The sequence below is a fragment of the Salinisphaera sp. Q1T1-3 genome (assembly GCF_003602005.1).
Classification (GTDB): domain Bacteria; phylum Pseudomonadota; class Gammaproteobacteria; order Nevskiales; family Salinisphaeraceae; genus Salinisphaera.
In genome coordinates, this window is record NZ_QZWD01000010.1 from 45,669 (window position 1) to 72,114 (window position 26,446).

General features: G+C 64.4%; 23 protein-coding genes. 8 read left to right on the forward strand and 15 right to left on the reverse strand.

The genetic code is table 11. From position 1 onward, the window contains the following. Position 1: 1 nt before the first annotated feature. A complete protein-coding gene (gene glcF / locus D3260_RS10620; RefSeq protein WP_120098579.1) occupies positions 2-1,225 on the forward strand; it encodes a glycolate oxidase subunit GlcF in 1,224 nt (407 codons plus the stop codon). 49 nt (positions 1,226-1,274) lie between these two features. Here the strand turns inward: glcF and D3260_RS10625 are convergent, their stop codons facing one another. After that, complete coding sequence (locus tag D3260_RS10625) at positions 1,275-2,378, reverse strand: AI-2E family transporter (RefSeq protein WP_120098580.1); 1,104 nt, start codon at positions 2,376-2,378, stop codon at positions 1,275-1,277. A 216-nt stretch (positions 2,379-2,594) separates the two neighbouring features. On the opposite strand from D3260_RS10625, the gene D3260_RS10630 reads away from it, so the two are divergent. Then, a complete protein-coding gene (locus tag D3260_RS10630) occupies positions 2,595-4,040 on the forward strand; it encodes a M48 family metalloprotease (protein ID WP_158583496.1) in 1,446 nt (481 codons plus the stop codon). A gap of 101 nt (positions 4,041-4,141) precedes the next feature. Here the strand turns inward: D3260_RS10630 and lapB are convergent, their stop codons facing one another. The 12 genes from lapB to gyrA all read right to left on the reverse strand — a co-directional run bounded on the left by lapB (position 4,142) and on the right by gyrA (position 18,394). Next, positions 4,142-5,329, reverse strand: coding sequence for a lipopolysaccharide assembly protein LapB (gene lapB, locus D3260_RS10635; protein WP_120098582.1), 1,188 nt, complete (start codon positions 5,327-5,329; stop codon positions 4,142-4,144). Next, positions 5,322-5,612 carry a lipopolysaccharide assembly LapA domain-containing protein gene (locus D3260_RS10640; RefSeq protein WP_120098583.1) on the reverse strand — a complete coding sequence of 97 codons (291 nt, stop codon included), beginning with the start codon at positions 5,610-5,612 and terminating at the stop codon, positions 5,322-5,324. The genes lapB and D3260_RS10640 overlap by 8 nt, the downstream gene beginning before the upstream one ends. A 55-nt stretch (positions 5,613-5,667) precedes the next feature. Continuing rightward, positions 5,668-5,955 (reverse strand): integration host factor subunit beta, encoded by a 288-nt coding sequence (locus D3260_RS10645; protein ID WP_120098584.1) that lies wholly within the window; start codon positions 5,953-5,955, stop codon positions 5,668-5,670. 364 nt (positions 5,956-6,319) lie between these two features. After that, a complete protein-coding gene (rpsA, locus tag D3260_RS10650; protein ID WP_120098664.1) occupies positions 6,320-7,999 on the reverse strand; it encodes a 30S ribosomal protein S1 in 1,680 nt (559 codons plus the stop codon). A 115-nt stretch (positions 8,000-8,114) separates the two neighbouring features. Continuing rightward, positions 8,115-8,813 carry a (d)CMP kinase gene (gene cmk, locus D3260_RS10655; RefSeq protein WP_120098585.1) on the reverse strand — a complete coding sequence of 233 codons (699 nt, stop codon included), beginning with the start codon at positions 8,811-8,813 and terminating at the stop codon, positions 8,115-8,117. After that, positions 8,810-10,138 (reverse strand): 3-phosphoshikimate 1-carboxyvinyltransferase, encoded by a 1,329-nt coding sequence (aroA, locus tag D3260_RS10660; RefSeq protein ID WP_120098586.1) that lies wholly within the window; start codon positions 10,136-10,138, stop codon positions 8,810-8,812. Before aroA ends, cmk begins: the two co-directional genes overlap by 4 nt. Continuing rightward, positions 10,135-11,037, reverse strand: a complete 903-nt coding sequence (locus D3260_RS10665; protein ID WP_120098587.1) for a prephenate dehydrogenase/arogenate dehydrogenase family protein — start codon at positions 11,035-11,037, stop codon at positions 10,135-10,137. The genes aroA and D3260_RS10665 overlap by 4 nt, the downstream gene beginning before the upstream one ends. Continuing rightward, positions 11,034-12,155 carry a histidinol-phosphate transaminase gene (hisC, locus tag D3260_RS10670; RefSeq protein ID WP_120098588.1) on the reverse strand — a complete coding sequence of 374 codons (1,122 nt, stop codon included), beginning with the start codon at positions 12,153-12,155 and terminating at the stop codon, positions 11,034-11,036. The genes D3260_RS10665 and hisC overlap by 4 nt, the downstream gene beginning before the upstream one ends. 5 nt (positions 12,156-12,160) lie before the next feature. Next, positions 12,161-13,279, reverse strand: coding sequence for a prephenate dehydratase (gene pheA / locus D3260_RS10675; protein ID WP_120098665.1), 1,119 nt, complete (start codon positions 13,277-13,279; stop codon positions 12,161-12,163). Positions 13,280-13,388: 109 nt separating this feature from the next. Beyond that, positions 13,389-14,582 carry a phosphoglycerate dehydrogenase gene (locus D3260_RS10680; RefSeq protein WP_120098589.1) on the reverse strand — a complete coding sequence of 398 codons (1,194 nt, stop codon included), beginning with the start codon at positions 14,580-14,582 and terminating at the stop codon, positions 13,389-13,391. 48 nt (positions 14,583-14,630) lie between these two features. Further along, complete coding sequence (gene serC, locus D3260_RS10685; protein ID WP_120098590.1) at positions 14,631-15,713, reverse strand: 3-phosphoserine/phosphohydroxythreonine transaminase; 1,083 nt, start codon at positions 15,711-15,713, stop codon at positions 14,631-14,633. Positions 15,714-15,757: 44 nt separating this feature from the next. Beyond that, the gene (gene gyrA, locus D3260_RS10690; protein ID WP_120098591.1) at positions 15,758-18,394 is read right to left on the reverse strand and encodes a DNA gyrase subunit A; all 2,637 of its coding nucleotides are present in this window, start codon (positions 18,392-18,394) and stop codon (positions 15,758-15,760) included. Positions 18,395-18,941: 547 nt separating this feature from the next. On the opposite strand from gyrA, the gene D3260_RS10695 reads away from it, so the two are divergent. The 6 genes from D3260_RS10695 (at position 18,942) to D3260_RS10725 (ending at position 24,949) form a co-directional block, all read left to right on the forward strand. Beyond that, a complete protein-coding gene (locus tag D3260_RS10695) occupies positions 18,942-20,288 on the forward strand; it encodes a TRZ/ATZ family hydrolase (protein WP_120098592.1) in 1,347 nt (448 codons plus the stop codon). A gap of 49 nt (positions 20,289-20,337) precedes the next feature. Next, positions 20,338-21,342 (forward strand): sulfotransferase, encoded by a 1,005-nt coding sequence (locus tag D3260_RS10700; RefSeq protein ID WP_147418175.1) that lies wholly within the window; start codon positions 20,338-20,340, stop codon positions 21,340-21,342. A gap of 142 nt (positions 21,343-21,484) precedes the next feature. Continuing rightward, entirely contained in the window at positions 21,485-22,186 is a 702-nt protein-coding gene (gene ubiG, locus D3260_RS10705) for a bifunctional 2-polyprenyl-6-hydroxyphenol methylase/3-demethylubiquinol 3-O-methyltransferase UbiG (protein ID WP_120098594.1), read from the forward strand. 1 nt (position 22,187) lies between these two features. Beyond that, a complete protein-coding gene (locus D3260_RS10710) occupies positions 22,188-22,868 on the forward strand; it encodes an HAD family hydrolase (RefSeq protein ID WP_158583497.1) in 681 nt (226 codons plus the stop codon). A gap of 951 nt (positions 22,869-23,819) precedes the next feature. After that, positions 23,820-24,245, forward strand: coding sequence for an antitoxin Xre-like helix-turn-helix domain-containing protein (locus D3260_RS10720; RefSeq protein ID WP_120098597.1), 426 nt, complete (start codon positions 23,820-23,822; stop codon positions 24,243-24,245). Positions 24,246-24,247: 2 nt separating this feature from the next. Beyond that, complete coding sequence (locus D3260_RS10725) at positions 24,248-24,949, forward strand: RES family NAD+ phosphorylase (RefSeq protein WP_120098666.1); 702 nt, start codon at positions 24,248-24,250, stop codon at positions 24,947-24,949. A 6-nt stretch (positions 24,950-24,955) separates the two neighbouring features. On the opposite strand, the gene D3260_RS10730 is transcribed toward D3260_RS10725, so the two are convergent. Next, a complete protein-coding gene (locus D3260_RS10730; RefSeq protein ID WP_199671464.1) occupies positions 24,956-25,660 on the reverse strand; it encodes an endonuclease III domain-containing protein in 705 nt (234 codons plus the stop codon). A gap of 39 nt (positions 25,661-25,699) precedes the next feature. Beyond that, positions 25,700-26,443 carry a pseudouridine synthase gene (locus tag D3260_RS10735; RefSeq protein WP_120098668.1) on the reverse strand — a complete coding sequence of 248 codons (744 nt, stop codon included), beginning with the start codon at positions 26,441-26,443 and terminating at the stop codon, positions 25,700-25,702. Positions 26,444-26,446 lie beyond the last annotated feature (3 nt).

The following is a 26,446-nucleotide window of genomic DNA, read 5'->3' on the forward strand; positions in this document are numbered from 1 at the left end:
CATGCAGACCGCCATTATCGAAAGCCTGCGCGAAACCACCGATGGCCAGGAAGCCGAACGCATTCTCAGAGCCTGCACGCACTGCGGATTCTGTACCGCGACCTGCCCGACCTATCAGCTCACCGGCGACGAACGCGACAGCCCGCGTGGGCGGATCTATCTCATCAAGCAGACGCTGGAAGGGGCCGAGCCGACGGCGCGAACCCAGTTTCATCTCGACCGTTGCCTGACGTGTCGGGCCTGCGAGACCACCTGTCCGTCCGGCGTCGAATACGCTCGTCTGGCCGATATCGGTCGCGGCCTGGTCGATTCGCAGGTCGAGCGCCCCCCGCGGGAACGCGCGATTCGCTGGGGGCTACGACACATCGTCGCGCATCGTCGACGCTTCGCTTTTCTCGTGGCGCTCGGCCGGGCCATGTCGCCACTCCTGGTGGGAAGACTCGCCCCACTGCGCGACAAGATACCGCCGCGACGGACATCGACTGGACAAGACAGCCATTCGACAACGGCACATCCGCGGCGCATGTTGATGCTTCAGGGCTGCGTGCAACCGAGCGCGGCCCCCAATACCAATGCCGCGGCACGACGTGTGTTCGACCGACTTGGTATCTCACTGATCGAAGCAGAAACCGCCGGCTGCTGCGGGGCGCTCCACCAGCACCTGTCACACCGCGAGACCGCGCGTGAGCAAGCGCGTCGCAATATCGATGCGTGGTGGCCGTACATCGCCGATGGCGCTGAGGCGCTCGTAATGACCGCGAGCGGCTGCGGCGCCCAGGTCGCCGAATACGGACACCTGCTGCGCGACGATCCCGCTTATGCGGACAAGGCCGCGCGCGTCACCGAGCTCACTCATGATGTCTCCGACATACTGGCAAAACAGGATCTGTCAGGCCTCGGCGATATCGGCACCGGTCGTCGCGTCGCTTACCACCCACCCTGCACTCTGCAGAATGCGCCGGGGCTACACGATCATGTCGCTGCGATACTCGCCCAGGCCGGCTTCAAGCTGACCCACGTCGGTGATGCGCATCTTTGCTGTGGCTCGGCCGGGAGCTACTCCATCCTGCAGCCGGAGATGGCGGGCGAACTGCGCCGCCACAAGCTCGACAACCTCGAGTCCGGCACACCGGATGTGATCGCGACCGCCAACATCGGCTGCCAGCTCCATCTGGAAGCCGCAACCGGCGTCCCGGTGCGCCACTGGATCGAGCTGCTGGCCTGAAACACCACGGCCGGGGCCGCCGCTCCAGGCACACCGCGCATTTGCGATATCAGGCGGCGGCGTTCTCGTCGTTCGGTGTCGCGACACGCTCGCCGCCGGCGGCGAGCCGGTGTCGTCGAGGCCAGGCCTTGATGACTGCATGTACGAGCGTGGCCAGCGGAATCGCGAAGAAGATGCCCCAGAAACCCCAGATACCGCCGAAGAAGAGCACCGCTGTGATGATCGCCACCGGGTGCAGATCCACCGCCTCGGAAAAGAGAATCGGCACCAGAACGTTACCGTCGAGCATCTGCAGCACGGTGTAGGCCACGAGCACCGTCAGCGTCTCGGTTTCCATGCCCCACTGCGTGTAGGCCACCAGCACGACCGGAATCGTCATCCCGAACGCCCCGACATACGGCACGAGAACCGAGAAGCCCACCAGGGCGGACAGGAGCATGGCGTAGTTCAGACCCAACGCCCAGAACGTCGCATAGGCAGCGATCCAGACGATGATGATTTCCAGCGCCTTGCCACGAATATAATTGCCCAGCTGCACGTTGACTTCGTTCCAGACGCGATGCAGCAGCGCGCCGTTTTCCGGCACGAAACCGCCACACCATCGCATCAGCAGATGCTTGTCACGCAGCATGAAAAAGACCATCAACGGCACGAGAACCAGATAGACCGCGAGATACAGCAGACTCGCCCCAACCATGAGTGAACGGCTGAGCAGGGCCTGTCGCAGTGCCCCGATGTCGATCGACATGCTGCCGATCAGGGCATTGATCTGATCGTTGGTGATCAACGCCGGATAACGGTCAGGCAGCCCCCCGATCCAGTCCTGCGTGCGATGGATCAGGCGGGGCAGCTCCTGGACGAGTTGCCCTGCCTGGCGCGTCAGCAGCGGAATCAGGGCGAAGCTGATCCAGACCACGATCACGATCAGCACGATCGATACGAGCGCCGCTCCCAGGCTGCGCGGCACATGCAGACGTTCGAGCGCGGTCACGGGGGAATCGAACAGATAGGCCACCACCAATGCCGCCAGCACTGGCGTGATGAGCTGACCGACGAACAGGACCAGTACGAGCCCGGCGAGCAGAATGAGCACGAGCGAGACAACCTGCGGATCGGCGAGATAGCGCGAGAACCACGCGCGAAAGACATTCATGGGCAGGACCGCCGCGCTCTTCGGGAACGTAAGATGCGATCATGGTATCAGCCGCGCACACCGATGGGCGCTGGCCGCTGCCGGCCTGTTTTCAATGCGTCAGAATAGCGCGCTACACTGGCTGACAGATCTTCGCGAGGGGCCTTGCCGGGCATCGACCGCTTGTTTCCACGATCCGCCGTATTACGAAGCCTCGTCACCGCGTCCATGTTGGCCGTGGCCGGATCAGCCGGCGCCATATCGAGTGACTACAACCTGCCCGATCTCGGTGATCCGGCGGATACGGCCATGTCTCCCGCGGAGAAAAACAAGCTCGGCGCCCAGGTCGTCTATCAACTGCGCGAACAGGGCGCGATCGTCAACGACCCGCAGCTCGAAGCCTATATCAACCGCATCGGCAAGCGGCTCGTCGCTCATACGAACAAGCCGAAGGGCAGTATTCACTACTATGTGATCAAGCAGGACGAGATCAATTCGTTCGCCCTGCCCGGCGGCAATATCGGCATCTTCACCGGCATGATGGTTCAAACCGATAGCGAGAGCGAACTCGCCAGCGTCATGGCGCACGAGACCGCTCACGAAGTTCAGAACCACATTGCACGCCAGCTTGCCGAGAGCAAGGGCGATACGATCGCCACCCTGGCCACAGCTATCGTAGCTGCCATTGCCGGCGCGCAGGCAGGCGGCGGTGGTGATGCGGCGATGGCGGCGATCATGGGCGGCATGTCGCATCTCGGCATGCAGAGCATCAGCTATACCCGCGCCAACGAGTATGAAGCCGATCGGGTCGGCATCCGGATCCTGGCGGCTTCGGACTACGACCCGAACGCGATGAGCCGCTTCTTCGCCAAGCTTCAGCGACAATCGGATCTTTACGGCAAGGCCCCGCCCGAAATACTGCTGACCCACCCGATGGCCGGCACGCGCATGGCCAACGCCGAGGAACGGGCCGCGCAGTATCCCAACGTGCCGGTGCACGAAAGCGCGGAATACCCCTACATGCGCGAACGCGCACGCGTGCTGCAGGCAAACAGTATCCCGGTGCTGCTGCGCTACTATCGCAAGCGATTGAGCAACGGCGACAAGTCACCGGCCGATTACTACGGCTATGCGCTCGTGCTCGATCAACAGGGTCGGCTTCAGGATGCGATCGACATCCTGGCGCCCCGCGCCAAGGCCCATCCGGAGCTGCTGGCCTGGACGCTCGCGCTGGCGAGCACGGAGACACGGGCCGGCAACTATCACAAGGCCTCGACGTTGCTCGAGGGCGCGATGAAGCGCTTCCCGGATCGAGACGCCGCCAAGCTCGCCTACGCCGAGAATCTGACCGACCAGGGTCGTCCGGGCGAGATGCGCAACTTCATGCTATCGCAGCCCGAACTGCTCGCCGACTATCCGCAAGCGCAGCAGCTACTGGCCCGTGCTGCCGGCGACCAGCACGACCTGGGCGAAGCCTACTACCGACAGGCGCGTTATTACGCGATGATCAACGATTACCCGAGCGCGATCAATCAGCTGCGGACCGCTCTACAGACCGCTGACCTGAGTCCTTATAACAAATCGCGTCTCGGCGCGCTGCGTGACCAGATGGTCAGCGCCTGCCATCAGGCGTGGTCGGTCGCGCAGTGCCGTCAGGCCGTTGTCGAACAAAATCGATACTAGGGCCTGTTAACACTTCGCACGTGGCCGCGTTGTCGCCGGTCGTCTCACGTCGGCCAAAGCGTGACATCCGGTCTGGTTTGCCAGAAACCGATCCTCGGGCTTCATTGCGCATCCGGCCGGATGTCGTCGATCGGCGTCATCCGATTCCATTGTCGACAGCTCGGACATTGCCAGTGCAGGTAACGACTGGCGAATCCACAGTGCCCGCAGCGGTGTGTCGGCGCGCGCGCGATGATGTGGGTCAGAGAGGCCCGTAGGCTATCGAGCGGCCCACTCAATCGCGTACGCGGATCCGCTGCGGATAGTTCCAGCAGACATGAGAAAGCCCGCCAGCTCGCCTCGGTCTGAAGGTAGCGTGACAGATGCGCGATCGCTTCATCGGTGCGACCAGCACTGTCGAGCGTTTTCGCCTTGGCAACGTGGGCAAGGGGTATCGAAGCACGATCGATGAACCAGTCGAGAAATTTGAGCAGGCCAGCCTGGTCCGACAACGCGTCGTAGCAGTGGCTGACCGGCTCGAGGATCTCGGCGGCAAACGCGATATCCTGCGACAGGACGCGTCGGTAGGCGCGGATCGCGTGACGGTGCTCGTCGCGAGCGGCGAGCCAGGCGCCTTCGATCAGACTGGTGCGCGCGCAGTCGCGGCTGGCCTGCTCGGCGCGGCGCAGTGCCGCGCGGGCACCGGCATCATCGGCATGCTCCAGACGCTCGCAGGCCAGCTCGCAGAAATATTGCGCGATCGCCGGACGCAGCGAAACCTCTCGAAGACGAGCGAGCCGTTCGGCCACATCGCTTGCATGTGCCCATTCTCTTGTCTGCTCGTGAATCGTGAGCAACCCGGCAAGACTCCGATCCGCATGCTCCGGATGCGCCGCGAGTTCATTGAACAGGTCCTCGGCCCGATCGAGTACGCCGGCCCGCAGATAATCCTGTGCCAGCTCGAAGCGCGCCTGGTCGCGATGGCTCTTGGCGAGATTCGGCCGCGCCACGAGGTTCTGGTGCAGACGCAATGCTCGATCGATATCGCCCTGACGTCGAAACAGATCGCCCAGAGCAAGATGGGTTTCGACGGTTTCATCGTCGACTTCGAGTACGCGTGAGAACGTCTCGATCGCTCGGTTGGCATCGTTATTCACGAGATGGCGAATGCCCTGCAGATAATCGTTCTGCAGGTTGGTATTCGCCGATGTGCCTTCGGTGCGCTGTCTTTCAGCCCGGGCGCGGGCCCACCATCCGGATGCCGCCGCGATCGGCAGCAGCATCACCACCCAGACGATGGCGTCAGGCATCGTGGATCGGCATGCTCCGCAAGGTGGAGATCTCTGCCTCGGCGTCCTTGAGCTTCCGCCTGGTACTGGAAAGCTGGGCACGCATGCGGACCAGACGTGTCGCGCAGATCAACGCCGCCACGATCAGGCCGACCACGAATGCCACGGCCAGAAGCAATACCAGCGGCGCCTGCGTCTGCGTCCAGAACAGATCGACCGATGTGCTCTGGAAATTGGCATACCCGAAAGCCAGCCCGATCATAGCCGCGACTATCGCGATGAGAAGACGGAAAAGACTCAGCATGTAAATACGTCCCGGTTGCTCAATCGACGCATCGACGACCCCGGCGTCGCCATCGTCACACGTCGCGTGCGTTCACGCGTTCGCGCAGTTCCTTGCCCGGCTTGAAGTGTGGCACGTACTTCTGAGGAATATCGACCGACTCACCGGTCTTGGGATTCCGTCCACGGCGCGCCGGCCGATGATGCACGGAAAAACTACCAAAACCACGAATTTCAACCCGGCCGCCGTCGGCCAGCTGGCCGATGACATTATCCAGAAGCACCTTCACTGCCAGCTCGACATCACGCTGCGTCATATGCGTCTGTCGATTGACCAGACGCTCGATCAGTTCCGATTTGGTCATTCAGCGCTCTCCCTGAAACGCCGCCCCAATAGAGTTCGCGCCGCATTGCGCGCTGACTCGCGTATCCCCTGTCGCACCCCCAACGCCGCATCCCCTGATACGACATTTACACGGCGATCGCGAGCGCAATGACCGTAACGATAGAGGAATACCACAGAGGCTATTGAAAACACGAACTTTACGCAAGCATTCATCAAGAAAGAGGCCACGAAAGCGTGCGTACGCCACTCCGATGGGCCTGCTGTCGGGCGACGTCCACCGGCGTCATAAAACAAAGCCGCCCGACTCGAGGAGTCGGGCGGCTTTGTTGCACCTTGGTGCGCGTCACCGCGAGGGCATACCTCGCAGCCGCGACAACCGATGATCAGCTGTCGCGATCAGCCATCTGCTCCTTGAGCAGGTCGCCGAGGCTCGTTGTGCCGGAAGATGCATCGGTATCTGCGTAGTCACGCATTGCCTGCTGCTCGTCCTTCTCTTCCTTGGCCCGGATCGAGAGGCTGATCGAACGATTGCGACGATCGACGCCCACGAAGCGTGCATCGACTGCCTCGCCCTCGGACAACACGCTGCGTGCGTCCTCGACGCGATCGCGCGAGATGTCCGACGCCCGAATGTAGCCAGCGACGTCGTTGCCCAGATCCACCGTCGCGCCGCGCGCGTCGACCGTTGCGATCGTGCCGGTGACGATGCTGCCCTTCGGATGATCGGCCACGAACGAACCCAGCGGATCCTGTGCCAGCTGCTTGATGCCGAGCGAGATACGCTCGCGATCGGCGTCGATGGCCAGCACGGCGGCTTCGACCTCGTCACCCTTCGAGTAGCTGCGCACGACCTCTTCGCCGGCGTCGTTCCACGACAGATCCGACAAGTGGACGAGGCCGTCGATGTTGCCCGGCAGACCGACGAAGATACCGAAATCGGTGATCGACTTGATCTGGCCCGACACCGTGTCGCCACGGGCGTGATTGGCCGCGAAGTCTTCCCACGGGTTCGACTGGCACTGCTTCATGCCGAGCGAGATGCGACGACGCTCTTCGTCGATCTCCAGAACCATGACCTCGACCTCGTCGCCGACCGAGACGACCTGGTTGGGGTTCACGTTCTTGTTCGTCCAGTCCATCTCCGAGACGTGCACCAGACCTTCCACGCCTTCCTCGATCTCGACGAAGGCACCGTAGTCGGTGATATTGGTGACGTTGCCGAACAGGCGGGTGTGCTCGGGATAACGACGCGCGATGTTGACCCACGGGTCATCGCCGAGCTGCTTCAGGCCGAGCGAGACACGGGTGCGCTCGCGATCGAACTTGAGCACCTTGACCTCGATCTCTTCACCCACGGTGACGACATCGGAGGGGTCCTTGATGCGCTTCCAGGACATGTCCGTGATGTGAAGCAGGCCGTCGATGCCGCCGAGATCCACGAACGCGCCGTAGTCGACGAGGTTCTTGACGATACCCTTGAGGACGATGCCTTCCTGAAGCGTGTCGAGCAGCTGCTTGCGCTCTTCGCTGTACTCTTCCTTGAGCACGTCGCGACGCGAGACGACCACGTTGTTGCGCAGACGGTCCAGCTTGATGACACGAAATTCGAGCGGCTTGCCTTCGAGATAGGTCGTGTCGCGCACGGGGCGTACATCGACCAGCGATCCCGGCAGGAACGCACGGATGTTGCCGACATCGACGGTGTAACCGCCCTTGACCTTGCCCGAGATGTGGCCGACGACCGATTCGCTGTTCTCGTAAGCTTCGGTAAGGAAGTCCCACGTCCGGATACGCTGGGCCTTTTCCTTGGACAGGCGGGTGGCGCCGAAACCGTCCTCGACGGCCTCGAGTGCAACCTCGACCTTGTCGCCTTCGGCGACTGTCAGTTCGCCGTTCTCGTCGTGGAATTCATCGACGGGAATCACGCCTTCGGACTTCAGGCCCGCGTCGACGATCACGACATCGTTCTTGACTTCCAGCACCTCGGCATTGATGAGGGAACCGGGCTGCATGGTGCGACCCTGCAGACTTTGCTCGAATAGCTCGGCGAAACTTTCAGACATGTGTGGAAAAAATCCTGCGGCGTCCAGCGTCGACGCCATCGGTTGTTTGAAGACAAAAACACCGCCCGCGGCATTGCACCACGGCCGGACCCGTTATGGCCGCTCGACCATCGTTCTACGACGTACCAAGCCAGCCCCTGGCCGCCACGAGCTCGCGGATCTTCCGCGAGGACGTATCGACACTATCGCCTGTGGTATCGATCACGTGTGCATCGGCGGCCGGCTTCAGTGGCGCGGTCTCGCGTGATGCATCGCGTTCGTCACGATCCACGATTTCACGATATATCCGCGAAAGGTTAGCAGCAACACCCTGCGCCGACAACTGTTCGTAACGCCGACGTGCGCGCTCGGCCGCGGATGCCGTGACAAAGAGTTTCAGGTCGGCATCAGGAAAGATCACCGTGCCCATGTCGCGGCCGTCGGCAATCAGCCCCGGCGCGCCCGCGAACGCACGTTGGCGATCCAGGAGCGCGGCCCGGATATCCGGGTTGGCGGCCCAGAGCGAGGCAGCCTGTGAAACCTCGTCGCTGCGGATCACCTGCGTGACATCGTCGCCTTCCATCAGCACACGCTGTCCTTCGGCGCCGGATTCAAAGTGCACATCGAGCGCGCGGGCGCGCGCCACCGCGGATGCCAGGTCCACGGCCGCATCGATCGATAGACCGTCGCGCAGTGCATACAGACCGACCAGGCGATACAGCGCACCGCTGTCGAGCAGCGCCCAGCCAAGCCATTGCGACAGTCTCCCGGCGAGCGTGCCCTTGCCGGCCCCGCCCGGCCCGTCGAGTGTAATGACCGGTGCCGAAGCGCTCACGATGACAGCTCCCGGGATTGAATCCGCAGCCCGGCCTCTGCCGCCAGCGCCGTGAATCCGGGAAAAGAGGTGGCGACATAATCGCAGTCGTCGATGACGATCGGCCCGCGCGCACGCAATCCGGCCATGGCAAAGGCCATGGCGATGCGATGATCCTCGTGCGAGGCGATGGTTGCCGCGCCGAATGCTTCAGCGTCCTCACGGCCTCTGATGATCAGGCCATCCGCGGTTTCCTCGCAGTCGACCCCGAGCGCTTCGAGGCCACGCGCCATGACGGCGATCCGATCGCATTCCTTGACGCGAAGCTCGGCAGCGCCGCTGATCTCGGTCGTGCCCTTCGCACATGCCGCGGCGATGAAAAGCGCCGGGCACTCGTCGATGGCCAGCTCCACGAGATCCCCGTCGATCGCGATACCGTGCAGCTGCGAGCCCCGTACCCGGATGTCCGCCACCGGCTCGCCGGCCGATTCACGTTCGTCGAGCAACGTGATATCCGCGCCCATGGCGATCAAGGCATCGATAACGCCGCGTCGGGTCGGATTGATGCCGACACCGGGCAACGTGAGATCGCTGCCGGGCGCGATCGCCGCCCCCACCAGGAAGAATGCCGCCGACGACAGATCGGCCGGCACGGTCACGTGGGCCGCGCGCAGCGTCTGGCCGCCGACAAGCGATACACGGCGCCCGGCCCGCTCGACGGCCACGCCAAAGCCGGCCAGCATGCGCTCGGTGTGATCCCGGCTGATGCCCGGCTCGGTCACGCATGTCGTGCCCTGGGCATACAACCCGGCCAGCAGGACACAGGACTTGATCTGGGCGCTGGCGACCGGCGAGGCATATTCGATGGCATGCAGCGCCTGATTACCCGCGATGCGTAACGGCGCGCGACCGCCGGCATCCCCGGCGATGGCCGCGCCCATGCGTGTCAGCGGCTCGATGACGCGGTTCATGGGCCGGCGCGACAGGCTGCCGTCACCGGTCAGCACGGAGTCGAAAGCCTGGCCGGTCATCACGCCCGACAGAAGCCGCATCGCGGTGCCGGAGTTGCCGAGATCGAGCGGGCCCGTGGGCGCACCCAGGCCGCGCAGGCCCGCGCCGGTGATGACGCGTGTCCGACCCTCGAGGCGATGCGCCACACCCATCGCCTCGAACGCACGCAGAGTCGCCAGGCAATCCCCGCTTTCAAGAAAGCCGTCGATCGTCGTGGTGCCTTCGGCCAGCGCCCCGAACATGATTGCGCGATGCGACATCGACTTGTCGCCGGGCACGCTGACGCGGCCCGTCAGGCAGCCGCCGGGGGCGATATGAAAACGTTGCGCGCTCATCCGCGGCTCTCCTGTCGTGGACCGGCAAACGTGTCACGCGCGGCCTTGGCCCGCCCGAATACGTCGTCCAGCGCGCCGCCGTCGCCCGCAGCCACGGCAGCACGCACATCGCCCAGACGCGCCATGAACGCATCGAGCATATCGAGCACCGGCCGGCGATTGGCGATCACGATATCCCGCCACAGGATCGGATCGCTCGAGGCGATGCGCGTGAAATCGGAGAAGCCGCCCGCGGCATAGGCAAAGACTTCCTGGTGCTCACTCATCGCCGCCAGCGTGTCGACGAGCGTGTATGCGAGCACGTGCGGCAGATGGCTGGTGGCGGCCAGCACTTCGTCGTGATGGGCCGCGTCCATCTCGATCACGCTCGCCCCGAGCTCGCGCCAGAGCGCGACCACGCAGTCGAGTGCTGCTGCCCCGGTCTCTGCGGTGGGCGTGAGGATGACACGACGCTCGTTGAACAGCGTCGCGAAACCGGCATCGATGCCGCTGTTCTCGGTTCCGGCAATCGGATGCCCCGGCACGAAGCGCGCTATACCGTCGCCGAGTAGCGATCGCGCGATCTCGATCACGCTGGCCTTGCTGCTGCCCGTATCGGTGATCACCGCATCGGACGGCGCATGGGCCGCCACCTCCCGCAGCACCTCGGACAACGCCCCGGGCGGGACAGCCACGACGACCACATCGGCATCCGCGACCGCCGCGGCCACATCGGCATGACAATCGTCGACGAGTCCGAGCCGCAAGGCCTGTTGCACATCGCCCTCGCCGGCCACGGCCCCTACGAGGCGTCCCCGGAAACCGGCGCGATAGATGCCTCGGGCGATCGAGCCGCCGATCAGCCCCAGGCCGATAATCGCGACATGCTTGGCGTTGAAGGTGTGCTTGTGGTCACTCATCGATCGAGCACTCGGTCGAGCGCGGCGAGAAAGACCGCATTGTCCTCGGCGCTGCCCACGGTCACGCGCAGATGCTGCGCCAAGCCGTAACCGGCCAGGGGACGCACGATCACGCCCGCCCGCAGCATGGCTTCGTAGGTCTCGCGGGCATCGCCCCCGGTGTCGAAGGTCAGGAAATTGGCCTGCGACGGCAGACACGGCAGACCGCGCGCTGCGAGTTCTCGCGCAAGCGCATCGCGCTCGGCCGTGTTCGAGGTCACCGAATGGGTGATGAAATCCGTATCGTCGAGCGCGGCCAGCGCGCAGTGCATGGCAAGGGTATTGACGTTGAACGGCGCCCGAACCCGGTTGAGATAGTCCGTGATCGTCGACGAGGCCAGCCCGTAACCGAACCGCAGCGCGGCCATGCCGTAGATCTTGGAAAAGGTGCGCGTGACGATGAGATTGGGGAACCGCGCCAGCCACGCCGCGACCGGCGGCGCCGCCTCGATGGTCTGATATTCGATATAGGCCTGGTCGAGCACCACGACGACATGCGGCGGCACGCTCTCGAGAAACGCCGTCAGCGCCGCGTTCGACAGCCAGGTCCCGGTTGGGTTGTTCGGGCTGGCCATGAAGACCACACCGGTGTTCTCGTCGATCGCCTCGCGCATTGCCGCCAGGTCGTGGCCATAGGGCATCTCGGCGGCCGCATCGAGGGCCGCGACCTCTCGCACCTCGCCGTTGACCGCCTGCGTGACGATGGGATAGACCGCGAATGCGTGCTGCGAGATGACTGCGTTCCGGCCGGGCCCGAGAAAGACGCGCGCGGTCAGCTCGAGCACATCATCGGAGCCGTTGCCCAACGTGATCTGCGTCGGATCGACCCCGTGCTCGGCCGCGAGACGCTGCTTGATGTCGTAACCGGCGCCATCCGGATACCGATAGAGTGCGCCGTCGAAACGTGACAACGCCGCCTGGGCGGCCGGCGATGTACCGAGCGGATTCTCGTTGGAGGCAAGCTTGATGATGTGCTCGAGCCCGAGCTCTCGCTTGAGATCCTCGATCGGCTTGCCCGGCACATACGTGTGCAGCTGCGTGATGCCGGCATGAGGCTGGGGAGTAATGTCTTGCGGCATGATGCTTAGTCGTCTGGCTGCTCGGCCTCTCGGCCGACGGAACACGGATAGGATCCCAGGACCTTGATCAGCGCCGCCTCACCGCGGATCGCTTCGATGACGGCACGCACCGGTGCGTCATCGACATGGCCCTGCATGTCTATGAAGAAATTGTAATCCCAGGCCTGTCGGCGCGAAGGCCGTGACTCGATACGAGCCAGATCGACACCGGCACGCGCAGCGGGCGCCAACAGGCGATACAGCATCCCCGGCTGGTTCCGGATGGATACCAGAATCGAGGTCATGTCGTGCCCCGACGGGGCCACGGCCTGATTGCCGAGCACCAGAAAACGTGTGGTGTTGTTCGGATCGTCCTCGATATTCGAGGCCAGGATCGGGAGATCGTAGAACGCGCTCGCCGCGCGCGCCGCGATGGCGGCCGCCCCGGTTTCGCCAGCGACCCGACGTGCTGCCTCGCCGTTCGACGAGACCGCTTCGCGCACGACGCCCGGCATGTGGCTGTCGAGCCAGTTGCGACATTGGGCGAGCGATTGCGCGTGTGCGACTACACGCTTGATCGCGCTTGGGTCCGTTTCGTGCGAGAGCAGATGATGGTGGACCGGCAACGCGACTTCACCACAGATCGATAACGGGCTGGAGACCAGTTGATCGAGGGTGTGACTGACCACGCCTTCGGTGGAATTCTCGACCGGCACAACACCGAAGTGGGCATTGCCCGCCTCGACTTCGCGAAAGATATCGTTGATCGCCGGGCTCGGCCGGGCGTTCACGGCATGCCCGAAGTGCTTGTAGACCGCGGCCTGGGTGTAAGTACCCTCCGGGCCGAGGTAGGCCACCGTCAGCGGTTGCTCGAGCGCCAGGCAGGCCGACATGATCTCGCGCACGATGCGCGTCATCGCGGCATCCGACAGCGGCCCGGCATTGCGCCGCGCCACCCGATCCAGCACCTGGGCTTCACGCTCGGGGCGATAGAAGTCGGTGCGCCCGGCGCGTTGTTTGACTTCAGCCACGCGCACGGCCCAGCCGGCACGTTGATTGATCAGCGACTGGATCTGCTGGTCGAGCTCATCGATGGCATCGCGCGCCTCGCGCAATGCATCGTCGTCGCGGGGTGACTCAGACATGGGCACACAGGAGTGGGACGCGCTGTGCGGCGCATCCGTATGAATCCAAGGAACGGCTGTCCACGCCCCGGCCGACGGCGATCGGCCAGGGCGTGCCGACGATAACGCGCTAGCGCGCGTCTCGCCCGATCGCGCCAAGATAGCGCACGCAGAGCACGCCCGAAATAGCGCGCAGCTCATCCAGCGCGGCATCGGCCACGTGCGTATCCACATCGACGAGCGACAGGGCCACGTCGCCCTGCGACTTGTTGAGCAGGTCGGCGATATTGTGCTCGTGGCGTGCGAGCGCCGAGGTGATCTGACCGACCATGTTCGGCTGGTTCTTGTTGATCACCACGATACGGTGCGCATGCGCGGTCGGCGGCATGATCGCTTCGGGGAAATTCACCGAGTTGCGAATATTGCCGACCTCGAGCCATTCGCGCAGCTGGTCGGCGATCATCATCGCGCTGTTGTCCTCGGCCTCGTCGGTCGAGGCACCGAGATGCGGCAGGGTGATCACGCGCTCGTGACCGCGCAACTTCTCGGACGGGAAATCGCAGACGTAATACTTGAGATGCCCCTCGGCCAGCGAGGCCAACACCGCATCTTCGTCGACGATCTCCGCACGCGAGAAATTGAGCAACACCGCGCCCTGCGGCATCAGCTTGAGCCGGTCGGCGTTGATCAAGCCCCGCGTGGCGTCGATCAACGGCACATGCAGGGACAGGAATTCGGAGCCGGCAATCGTCTCGTCGACCGACAGCGCACCGTGCACGCTGGCATGCAGACGCCAGGCGTTGTTGATGGTGATGCCCGGGTCGAAACCGGTCACGCTCATGCCGAGGCTCTGCGCGGCATTGGCCACGCTCACACCCACGGCCCCCAGGCCGATCACGCCAAGCGAACGCCCGGGCAGCTCGATCCCCTTGAATTTCTTCTTGCCGGCTTCGACTTCCTTGTGAAGATCGGCGCCGGTCGAGGATAGTTCGTCGACATATTTCCAGGCGCCCAGCACATTGCGCGCCGAGAGCAGCATGCCGGAGAGCACCAGCTCCTTGACCGCATTGGCGTTGGCGCCCGGCGCATTGAATACCGGCACACCGCGCTCGGTCATGGCGGCGACCGGAATGTTGTTCACCCCGGCCCCGGCGCGGCCGATGGCACGCACCGACTCCGGAATGGCCATGTCGTGCATGTTGTGCGATCGCAGGATGATCGCGTCCGGCTCGGACAGTTCCGAGGCGACTTCGTAAAGCTCGCGCGGCAGACGATCGAGACCGCGCGGCGAGATGTTGTTCAGGGTCTGAATCTTCAGGCTCATGACAATCCTTTCATCGAAAAATCGAGTCTCGAGGGGAAACGGCGTGGTTCAGCCGTTTTCCTTCTCGAAAGCCCGCATGAAATCGATCAGCGCGTCGACGCCAGCCTCCGGCATGGCGTTGTAGATCGAGGCCCGCATACCGCCGACCGAGCGATGCCCCTTGAGCGTCGACAGCCCCGCCTCCTCGGCCTGGGCTAGGAAGCCGGCGTTGAGCGCGTCATCGGCCAGGAGAAACGGCACGTTCATGCGCGAACGCACGGCGGGATCGACCGGGTTCGAATAGAAGTCCGAGCCATCGATGAAATCGTAGAGCTTGGCGGCCTTGCGCTTGTTGATTGCCTCGATGGCCTCCAGACCGCCCTGGTTCTCGAGCCACTCGAACGTCAGCCCGCAGATGTACCACGCGTAGCAGGACGGCGTGTTGAGCATCGAGTCGGCATCGGCCTGCTGCTTGTAGTCCAGCACCATCGGGCAGGCCGACTGGGCCCGTCCCATGAGGTCGTTACGCACGATGACCATGGTGATGCCGGCCGGCCCGGCGTTCTTCTGCGCGCCTGCGTAGATCACGCCGTGACGGGCCACATCGACCGGTCGCGACAGGAAATTCGAGGACATGTCGGCGACGAGCGGTACATCACCGACATCCGGCGTTTCCTGGAACTCCACGCCTTGAATGGTTTCGTTCGGCGTGTAATGCACGTAGCGCGAGCGATCGCTGAGCTGCCACTGCGCGCGCGGCGGGACAGTGGTGAAGCTGCTGTCCTCGCTCGAGGCAGCCTTGTGGGCCGTACCGTACTTGCCGGCTTCCTTGATGGCCTTCTTGCCCCAATTGCCGGTGACGATGTAGTCCGCGGTATCGCCTTCACCCAGCAGGTTCAGCGGCACACCGGCGAACTGACCGGCCGCGCCACCCTGGAGAAAGAGAATCGAATAATCGTCGGGCACGTCAAGCAGGCGACGCAGACGCGCCGTGGCATCTTCAGCGATCGAGACGAACGCCTTGCCGCGATGGCTCATCTCCATCACGGACATGCCGGTGCCCTGCCAGTCGAGCATCTCGGACTGCGCTTTTTCGAGCACTTCGACCGGCAGCGTCGCCGGACCGGCACTGAAGTTATACACACGTGACATTCAAACCACTCCTCGTGGAAATCGAAGCGAGTTGCGCCGTGCGATCAATCGTCGGCAGGCGCGTTGTTGTCGGGCGATGCCGCATCGGCCGGCCCGTCACCGGCCGACTCGCTCGCCGTATCGGCGTCTGCGTCATCATCCGAGTCCTCGACCGCGATGCGATCCACCCCCACCAGGTGCTGATCGTCGGCCACACGGATGATGCGTACGCCTTGCGTATTGCGCCCCAGAACGGAGACCTCGGCCACTGCGGTGCGGATAAGCGTGCCCATGTTCGAGATGAGCATGATCTCGTCTTCTTCGAGCACCTGGGTCGCGCCGATCACGGCCCCGGTCTTGTCCGATTGCTTGAGCGTGAGCACCCCCTGGCCGCCCCGTCCGCGCAGCGGATAGTCGTCGGCCGGAGTGCGCTTGCCGTAGCCATGTTCGGTCACGGTCAGGATATGGCCTTCCCGCACGACGATCAGCCCGATCACGCGCGCCGCCGTGTCGTCTTCGGGCAGCCGGATGCCGCGAACGCCGGCCGCGTTGCGGCCCATCTCGCGCACGTCGGATTCGGCGAAACGGATGACCTTGCCGTTGGTGCCGAACAGCATGATGTGATCGTCGCCCGAGGTCAGATCCACGCCGACGAGTGCGTCGTCGGCGCGCAGATCGATGGCGATGATGCCGTTGGTGCGCGGGCGCGAGAACTGCTCCAGCGCCGTCTTCTTCACGGTGCCGTTGCGGGTGGCAAAGAAGACGTTCTCGCCGGTCGCGAAGTCCTTGATCGGCAGCACCTGGCTGATCCGCTCGTCCGCCTCCAGCGGCAACAGATTGACGATCGGCTTGCCACGCGCCCCGCGACCGACGCTCGGCAACTCGTAGACCTTGAGCCAGTAGGCCTTGCCATACGAGGAAAAGCACAGGAGCGTGTCGTGGGTATGCGTGACCCATAGCTTCTCGATGAAGTCCGCGTCCTTGGTCGTGGTCGCCGACTTGCCACGTCCGCCGCGGCGCTGGGCGCGATAGGCATCCAGCGGCTGGCTCTTCACATAGCCTTCATGCGTGAGCGTGACAACCACATCCTCCGGCGAGATCAGATCGGCCGTGGTCAGGTCGAGATGATGGTCGAGAATCTGAGTCGCCCGGGTATCGCCGTATTCATCACGGATCGCGACCAGCTCGTCACGGATGACTTCGAACAGGCGAGCCATCGAGGAGAGGATCTCGATATAGTCGGCGATGTCGTCGAGAAGCTTTTCGAACTCCTCGATGATCTTGTCCTGTTCGAGCCCCGTCAGACGGTGTAGACGCAGATCCAGAATCGCCTGTGCCTGTGTTTCGGTCAGCCGGTAGCGCGTCTGATCCAGCAGGCCGTATTCACGCGCCAGATCCGCCGGACGCGAGGCATCGGCGCCGGCACGCTCGAGCATGCTGTTGACCTGACCGGGAGCCCACACGCGACCGATCAGCCCTTCCCGGGCCTCGGCCGGGCTGGAGGCGGCCCGAATCAATGCGATCACTTCATCGATATTGGCCAGCGCCACGGCCAGCCCTTCGAGCACATGGGCACGCGCTCGTGCCTTGGCGAGATCGTACTGCGTCCGGCGTGTGACGACCTCGCGCCGGTGACGAATGAACGCCTCCAGCATCTGCTTCAGATTAAGCGTGCGCGGCTGGCCGTCGTCGAGCGCGACCATGTTGATGCCGAACACGGTCTGCATCTGGCTGTGTCGATACAGATTGTTGAGCACGACCTCGGGCGTCTCACCGCGACGCAGCTCGATCACCATGCGCATGCCGTCCTTGTCGGACTCGTCGCGCAGTTCGGTGATGCCCTCGATGCGTTTGTCCTTGACCAGCTCGGCGATCTTTTCCAGCAGCCGGGCCTTGTTGACCTGATACGGCAGCTCGGTGACGACGATCGCCTGCTTGCCACGCTCGTCGATGTCCTCGAAATGGGCACGCGCGCGGATATGAATCCGGCCACGACCGGTCTCGTAGGCCTCGCGAATGCCGTCGGCGCCGTTGATGATGCCGGCGGTCGGAAAGTCCGGGCCTGGCATGTGCGCCATCAGCTGGGCGATCGTCACGTCCTCGTCGTCGATGACGGCCAGGCAGGCGTTGATAATCTCGCGGATATTGTGCGGCGGGATGTTCGTGGCCATGCCGACGGCGATACCGGTCCCGCCGTTGACCAGCAGGTTGGGCAGACGCGTCGGCAGCACCGCCGGCTCGGATTCCGATTCATCGTAGTTCGGAATGAAATCGACGGTGTCCTTGCCGATGTCGGCCAACAGCTCGTGTGCCAGCTTGGCCATGCGAACTTCGGTGTAACGCATGGCCGCCGGCGCATCGCCGTCGATCGAGCCGAAGTTGCCCTGGCCATCGACCAGGACATAGCGCATGGAGAAATCCTGGGCCATGCGCACGATCGTGTCGTAGACGGCCGAATCGCCATGCGGATGATATTTACCGATGACGTCGCCGACCACACGCGCCGATTTCTTGTACGGCCGGTTCCAGTCATTGGACAGTTCAGCCATGGCATAGAGCACGCGGCGATGCACGGGCTTCAAGCCATCGCGCACGTCGGGCAGCGCGCGCCCCACGATCACGCTCATGGCGTAGTCGAGATACGACTGGCGCATCTCGTCTTCGAGGTTAATCGACAGGATCTCTTTTGCGACGTCGGCCATAGATCGATTCGTTTCGGGTCGCGCGCATGACCACCGGCCGCCCCTCCCGGACCGGAGACGGAACCCGCTCCGGCGGGCCCGACGAGGGCATTACGCTAAGCCGCGCATCCTAGCACACCCGGGCCCGGAAACCGGAGCTTTCAGGGCTTGTCCGGTGCGCCGCCCGGTATCCGGTCAGCCATGGCTCGACCGGGCGTTGTGATCTCGTCTGCGCTGCGCGCCTGATCCAGCCCATCGGCGGGCTGCCATACCCGCCGACAACGGGCCCGAACCGCTCGCCCCGGGTTGTCTCCTGGCGATACGGGCATCGGGCCCGTCCCACCCCGGTCCATGCACGACGACGAGGCCATCTCGACAGGTGCCGCCGGATCGGGCTCGCTCGATGATCTGGCCGTGTGTCGCCACAGGGCGCCCAGCGTTCCGAGCCGGCATAGCGCGCTGAGCGCGCCAACGCGGCGCTCGAACGACACATCAACAGCCCCTAGAATGCAGCCAAACCCGAATTCGTCGACGACGGCCATCTTTGTGCCCGGTGCGGCGACCTGCCATGGAATCCATCGATACTCTCATTCGGGCGCGCTGGATCGCGCCCATGCACGGACAAGAGCGCGTACTGACCGATCACGCGGTGGCCATACGCCACGGCGTGATCGAGGCGATCTGCCCCATCGAGACCGCGGACGCGCGCTATCAGGCCGACGAAATCGTCGATCTGAGCACTGATCATCTGCTGATCCCGGGGCTGATCAATGCCCACACGCACGCTGCCATGAACCCGATGCGCGGGATCGCCAACGACAAGCCGCTGATGCCCTGGCTGACCGAACATATCTGGCCCATCGAAAGCGCCGAGATGTCCCAGGCCTATGTCAGCGACGGCGTCGACCTCGCCATGGCAGAAATGATCCGGTGCGGAACGACCTGCTTCAACGACATGTATTTCTTTCCCGATGTGGCCGCGGCCCGCATCGATGCCGCCGGCATGCGCGCGACCCTGGGCATGATCGTGATCGATTTCCCGAGTGTCTGGGCGGCCGAGCCCGCGGAATATCTGGACAAGGGGCTGGCACTGCGCGATGCATGGCGCCACCACGACCGCATCAGCACCGTGTTTGCGCCCCATGCGCCCTACACCGTCTCGGACGAACCGTTACGCAAGGTGCGGACCTACGCCGACGAAATGGAACTGCGCGTACACATGCACGTCCATGAAACCGTCGACGAAGTCGATGACAGCTGCGACAAGCACGGGATGCGGCCGCTCGCCCGGCTCGATGCGCTCGGCCTTGTCAATCCTGGCCTGCTCGCCGTGCACATGACACAGATCACCGACGACGAAATCGCGCGCTGTGCCGCGGCCGGCATACATGTGGTGCATTCACCGGAGTCCAACCTGAAGCTCGCCAGTGGACTGTGTCCGGTGCAGAAGCTTCTCGATGCCGGCATCAACGTGGCACTCGGCACGGACAGCGTGGCCTCGAACAACGACCTCGATATGCTCGGCGAAATGCGCACGGCCGCCCTGATCGGCAAGGTCGCGGCCAATGATGCTGCCGCCATTCCGGCCGACACGGCCCTGGCCATGGCGACGATCAACGGCGCACGTGCGCTGGGCATCGATGACCGTACCGGCAGCCTGGCCCCGGGCAAGATGGCCGATCTCGCCGCGATCGACCTGTCCGACCTCGAAACCCGACCGGTATTCGATCCGATCGGCGCCCTGGTCTACAGCGCAACCCGCGACCAGGTTACCGATACCTGGGTCGACGGGCGGCCCCTGATGCGCGATCGTCGCCTGACCACGCTGGATGCAGCCGATCTTTCTCGCAGCGTCGATGCATGGCAGCAGCGACTCGCGCGATACGCGCCGAGTGCGGATGGACGCTCTGTGTAAACATCTGCCAGCCTCGACATATACGCGAATTTTCACAAAAGGAACGGACGTGGCAGGCATCAGATCGGTCGGGCGGCGCCTATACAGGAAAGTGGCCGGCGCGGAGCACAGCATCCCGGCGTGGCGCGGCAAGGCCTCGCGCGCGCATCAGTCCATTCCCTTTCGACAGCTGCGCGTGACAGCACACGCCGAGCGGCTGCGTCATCGCGGCCGACATCGACAGGTGGAATCGTTCGTGCAGTTCGCGGGTTTCCCGCGCTCCGGCCATTCGCTCATCGGCGCGATCATCGATGCCCACCCCGAGGCACGAATCGCCCACGAACTGGATGCGATGGGGCTCATCGATCGTGGCTTTTCGCTGGCCTCCGTCATGGCCCTCGTCGATCGACACTGCGATGCGTTCAACCAGAGCGGGCGCTGGTGGAACGGCTTCTGCTATGCGATGCCCGGCGGCCGCCACGAACGGCTGGAGCGTCCGCGTCTCTACGGCGACAAGAAAGGCGATCTGGCCCTGCGCCGCATGGCCGCCGATCCGACATTACGCGAGCGCCTGGCCAACCGCCGCGGCCCGCCAAGGCGCTGGATCTGCGTACTGCGCAATCCGTACGACAATATCGCGACGATGTCGCTAAGGCAGAATCGCACATACGACGCGCTGCGCACCCGAGGCCTTGATTCCGCGGCATTCCAGCAGGAACTGTCGGCTCATCAGGCCGACGGGCGTATCGCGCGTGAAGCCGAGACCGCGCAGATCGATGAATACGCACGCCTGTGCGATGCCTTGAGCGACCTGCTCGCCATCACCCCCGCACATGATTGGCACGTGCTCACGCACGAGCGTCTCATCGAATCGCCGGCCGATACGTTGAAGGCACTGTTCGGTTTTCTGGCCCTGGATGACGCCGCAATCGATGTCGAACGTCTGGCCGGCGTGGTGCATCGCAAGGCCAACGAAACGCGACATCAGGTCGCCTGGTCCGACGAGGCCCGGGCGCGAGTCGAAGCACTGATCAACACGCACGCTTTTCTTTCGCCTTACCGCGACGGCCGCTGACCCGGTCAGGGCATCGATGCCGGCTCGATAATCGCGAGCGTTCGGATACGAGCCGTACTCAGACCGCGTACCAGCGCGTTGTGTCGGCACGGCCCGCATGCGAATCTCTCAGCCAGTTCATTGCGCTTTGTAACGTGACCCCATGCCCTCCGATCAGAAATCCGAACTGAACAAATTCGATGCCATGGCCGCCACGTGGTGGGATCCGGACGGCGATATGCGTCCGCTGCATGACATCAATCCGCTGCGCTGTGCCTATATCGATCGACGCGCAGGCCTGAAGGGCAAGCGGGTGCTCGATGTCGGCTGCGGCGCGGGGGTACTCTCGGAGGCCATGGCGCGCCGCGGCGCCCGGGTCACCGGCATCGACCTGGCCGGCGACACCGTCGAGGCAGCGAAACGACACGCCGCCCAGTCGGATCTGTCGATCGATTACCGCGTAATCTCCTCGCGCGATCTGGCAGCCGAGATGGCCGGGGCCTTCGATATCGTCGTGGCCTACGAAATGCTTGAACATGTCGATGAACCCGGCAACGTCGTCGGCGACTGTGCCCTGCTCACCGCCGCTGGCGGCGATCTGTTCTTCTCGACGATCAACCGCAACCCCTTGTCCTGGGCGCTGGCGATCGGCGGCGCCGAATACGTGCTCGGCCTTCTGCCGCGCGGCACGCACGAATACGCCAAGCTCATCAAACCGGCCGAACTGTCCCATTGGTGCCGCACGTCGGGTCTCGACGTGCGCGATCTCACCGGCATGCGCTACAACCCGCTGTCACGCAACGCCACACTCGGGCATCGGCCGGATGTCAACTACTTCATCCATGCCGAAAAGCCGAGCGCCTGACGTGGGCGCCCCATCCTCGCGCGCGGTTCTGTTCGACCTCGACGGGACCGTCGTCGATACCGCCCCCGATCTGGCTGGCGCAGCCAACGACATGCGGGCGCGACGCGGGCTGGCGGCGCGCCCGATCGATGCGATGGCGCCGATGTGTTCCTACGGCGGCCGCGGCATGCTCGCCGCGGCCTTCGATATCGCGCCCGGAGCACCCGACTACGATGCGATGTACGACGAGTTCATCACCACCTATGCCCAGCGCATGACCCGGGCCTCCTACCCCTATACCGGCATGCGCGCCCTGCTCACCGATCTGGCCGATGACGGCGTGCGCTGGGGTATCGTGACGAACAAGCCGGAGCGCCTGGCCGTGCCGCTGATCGCACATCTGGCCTTCGAGCCCGCGCCGGGCTGTGTGATCGGTGGCGACACGGCCGGCGTCGCCAAGCCCGATCCGGCACCGATTCTGCTGGCCTGCGAGCGGATGGAGGTCGCGCCGACCGACTGTATCTACGTCGGCGACTCCGATCGCGATATCGCCGCCGGCCAGGCTGCTGGCATGCCCACGATCGCGGCCTGCTATGGCTATATTCCACCCGACGAATCACCGGCCGATTGGCCGGCCGAACGGCACGTCGAGTCGATTGCGGCGCTGGGTGAAGCCATCCAGTCTCTCTGGAAGTCTTACTGAGACATCAACCCGGACGGGCGGCAAGGTGATACGCGGCACGCATTGCGTGCGACACCCCGGCGAGCAAAATCATCAACGTATCGTCGCGGGATGGCGTGTCGCTCGCTGTCCGCCCGCCCCGGCGCCGAGCCCCGCGGTGCGGTACCCGCGCGTCCTCACCATCGGCACGGCAACGGTCTCTTTCATTTCGACACGAGGGCCTGTTGATGTGTCGTGCGAGTCCGCGCCCAGCGCGCCCTGACATTGACGAGGGGCGGCAAGACGAGGCGTCGCACGCACCGTGCAGCCATTCTGCACCCGCGGGCTACAACGCTGGATTGCCGTCGTGTTTTTGATTTTGGGGCGCTTGTCCCTTCGGGTTGGGCCGCCCATGGAAAATCGACGATGGGCGCCCGGCGGCGTCGCGAGCCTTGATCGTGGCACGCCACGATACGGCGACTCGCACCTTGCCGGACACACGGCGGTCTCTCGACGAAAAGGCACCCGAACGAAACATCAACAGGCCCTGGCCCCCTTGCCCTGCAGGCACGGCGTTGATATCGGGTGGGGTCAGCACGAGCGACGACCGCCATGGGCCGGATGCCCGGCTCGCCCTTGGTCCGCCGCGCATGCCCGGTCTTGCCGAAACACGCCATCCCTCAAGTACTGGCACCCGATGATCGACGCCCGGGCCCGCGCAGTGACCTATCCGCGGCCAGCCCAGCGCGAACTGGCACGCGAAATGGACGGCATCCGGCATCCGCTTTCCCCCGGGGCCATGAGCGTGGTGCATTGTCGGATATCACTCGATACACGGCAGCGTCGGTGGCCGTGTCATGCGCGGACGAAACCGGGCACACATCACGTCAACGATCGCGACGCCCGGCGAATCGCGGATATGGAACTCCTGATAAACATCACGTGATATTAAAAATATTTTGACGTATCATGTGATCGATAACGGAGGTTGCCATGATGCATACCAATGCCGCCGCCCGCCCTGCCTCGGCGCCAGAGACAACCGCCGACCAGGCCAATGCCGCCGTCAAGGCGGTTCTGCGCATCGCCGAACGATGGCAGCTCGGTGATGCCGATCTCGGCATTGCACTGGGCGGAGTCTCGGTCCCCACGATCACGCGCTGGCGCATGCGACTGCGACGCGGTCAGCCGACCGCCGCCCAGCTCGACCGGGATCGCATGGACCGCATCAGTTATCTGCTGGGGATCTACAAGGCTCTGCATATCCTGTTCCTCGACGAGACACAGGCCGACCGCTGGATTCATCGGCCGGTCGAGCTGCCCGGCATGGAAGGGCGTAGTGCGATCGAGGTGATCCGCGGCGGCAGCATGGACGACTTGCGCCATGTGCGACGCTTTCTCGACGGCTGGCGCGGTTGATCGTGCCGGTCGCGGCACCGGAACAACTCCTTGTACGTCCGCTACCGTTCACGACGGTCCACCGGATCGTACCGAGTCGATTCCCGCCGGTCGGCATCTTCGATACGGTCGCAGACCCGGGCGACCTGGCCTTCATCCAGGCGCTGGAATCACGGACCAACGAGCGTCTGGCCGATCCGCTCGGCCATATCGAGCTCGTCGCCCCGGACGATATCGTCACCGGCCCGGGCAGCACGCCCGTGATGGCGGCGTTCACGCACCCGAGCGTCTCCGGCTCCCGTTTTTCCGACGGCAGCTACGGCGTCTATTACGCCGGCGACAGCGAACAGGTCGCCATCGACGAAACCGTCCATCATCGTGAACGTTTCCTGCGCGCCAGCGGTGAGCCTGCCTGTGAAATCCAGATGCGCGCCTATGTCGGCACACTGTGCAAGCCGCTGCACGACGGCCTGGGCGACGTGCTGCCGGCCGCCGTGCGCCATGCCGACGATTACACGCTGAGCCAGCGCTGGGGGGCGGCACTGCGCCGAGATGGTGCCTGGGGACTGGCTTATCCGTCGATCCGCTCGCCGGGCGGGCGGTGTGTCGCGCTGTTCCGGCCGCCGGCCATCGGGCGCGTCCACCAGAGCACGCATCTGCGCTACCGCTTCGACGGGCAGCGCATCAGCGGCGTATACGCCGTCGGCGATTACCAGCCGCGCTGATTCGACTCACAGACCGTGCTGCGCGCATCCCGTAAGCAGCACGCAGTCATCACAGGCAGGCCGGCGCTTGTGGCAGACCCGCTTGGCATGCTCGACGATCAGGGCGTGCGTTTCATCGTAATCGGCCGCGCGCCAGCCGGCCGGCGCCTGATCCTCGACCCGCAGGCGCAGTGTTTCATAGCGCCGCGTCCGCCCGGTCCACCATCCGTACCGTTCGAGGATGCGAAACGCATAGGCATCGGCCACGAACCGCGGTCGATCGAACGCATAAAGCGCGATCACATCCGCGGTTTCCGGACCGATGCCGCGCACGTCGCGCAGGGCCGTACACAGATCCGCGGTGGACCAGGTATCGAGTGCCTCGAATCCGCCGGCCTCGACAAACCACCGACACAGCGCCCTGAGCCGCTCGGCCTTGACACGATGCGGCCCGGCCTGGCGAATACAGCCGGCCAGATCGTCGTTGGCAAGCAGCGCCTCGGCGGTCAGTGGCCCGGCTTCAAGCAACGTCGCGATCGCGCGCTCGACGTTGGTCCAGGCCGTATGCTGGGTGAGCACGGCCCCGATGAAGATCTCGAAACGCGGATGCGCCGCATCCTGATGCGGCCACCAGTGCTGCGGCCCGTGTGCTTCGGTCAGCCGGTCGTAGAACATTGCCAGACCGGCGCGGGTTATGGCGGCCGCGGGCCCTGCCTCACCGGCACGGCTCATCGACGATCAACGTGGCGGCCGATGGCCGCGCTCGTCCATTCAGCGCTTGAGATCGACGACCGCGGCAAGCGCACTGACCTCTTTTTTCGACAGCTCGTGAAAACTACCCGCCTTGACGCCGCCCGGCAGCGGCACCGGGCCGAAGCCGGTCCGGATCAGGCGCGAAACGGTCACGCCCTGACTGTCCCACAGGCGACGCACGACACGGTTACGCCCCTGCCGCACGATGACCTCGAACCAGCGATTGGTTCGATGTTCGTCATCGCCTTCACGAATCGATTCGAAGTGGGCGACGCCATCGTCCAGCGCCACGCCCTCGACGAGCCGATCCAGCATGGCCTGGTCGACATGGCCACGAACCCGGACGGCATAGGTCCGCGGCAGTTCGTAGCTCGGGTGCTCGAGGCGCCGCTTGAGCTCGCCGTCGGTGGTCAGCAACAGCAGGCCCGAGGTATTGACGTCCAGCCGGCCGACGGCGAGCCATCGGCCCGCATCCAGCTTCGGCAATTTACGAAAGATCGTCGGCCGGCCCTCGGGATCGTGCCGGGTGACGACCTGGTCGACATGTTTCTTGAACGCCAGTACGCGACACGGCACGTCGCTGCGCTTCTCCCAGCTCACGCGTTTGCCGTCGAGCGCGACGCGATCACCCGAATCGAGCGTATCGCCGAGCTTGGCGAGCCGATCGTTGACGCGTACGCGCCCTTCACGGATCGCGGTCTCGATCGCTCGCCGCGAGCCGAGCCCGGCGTGGGCCAGCGTTTTCTGAATCCGATCGGCCACGGC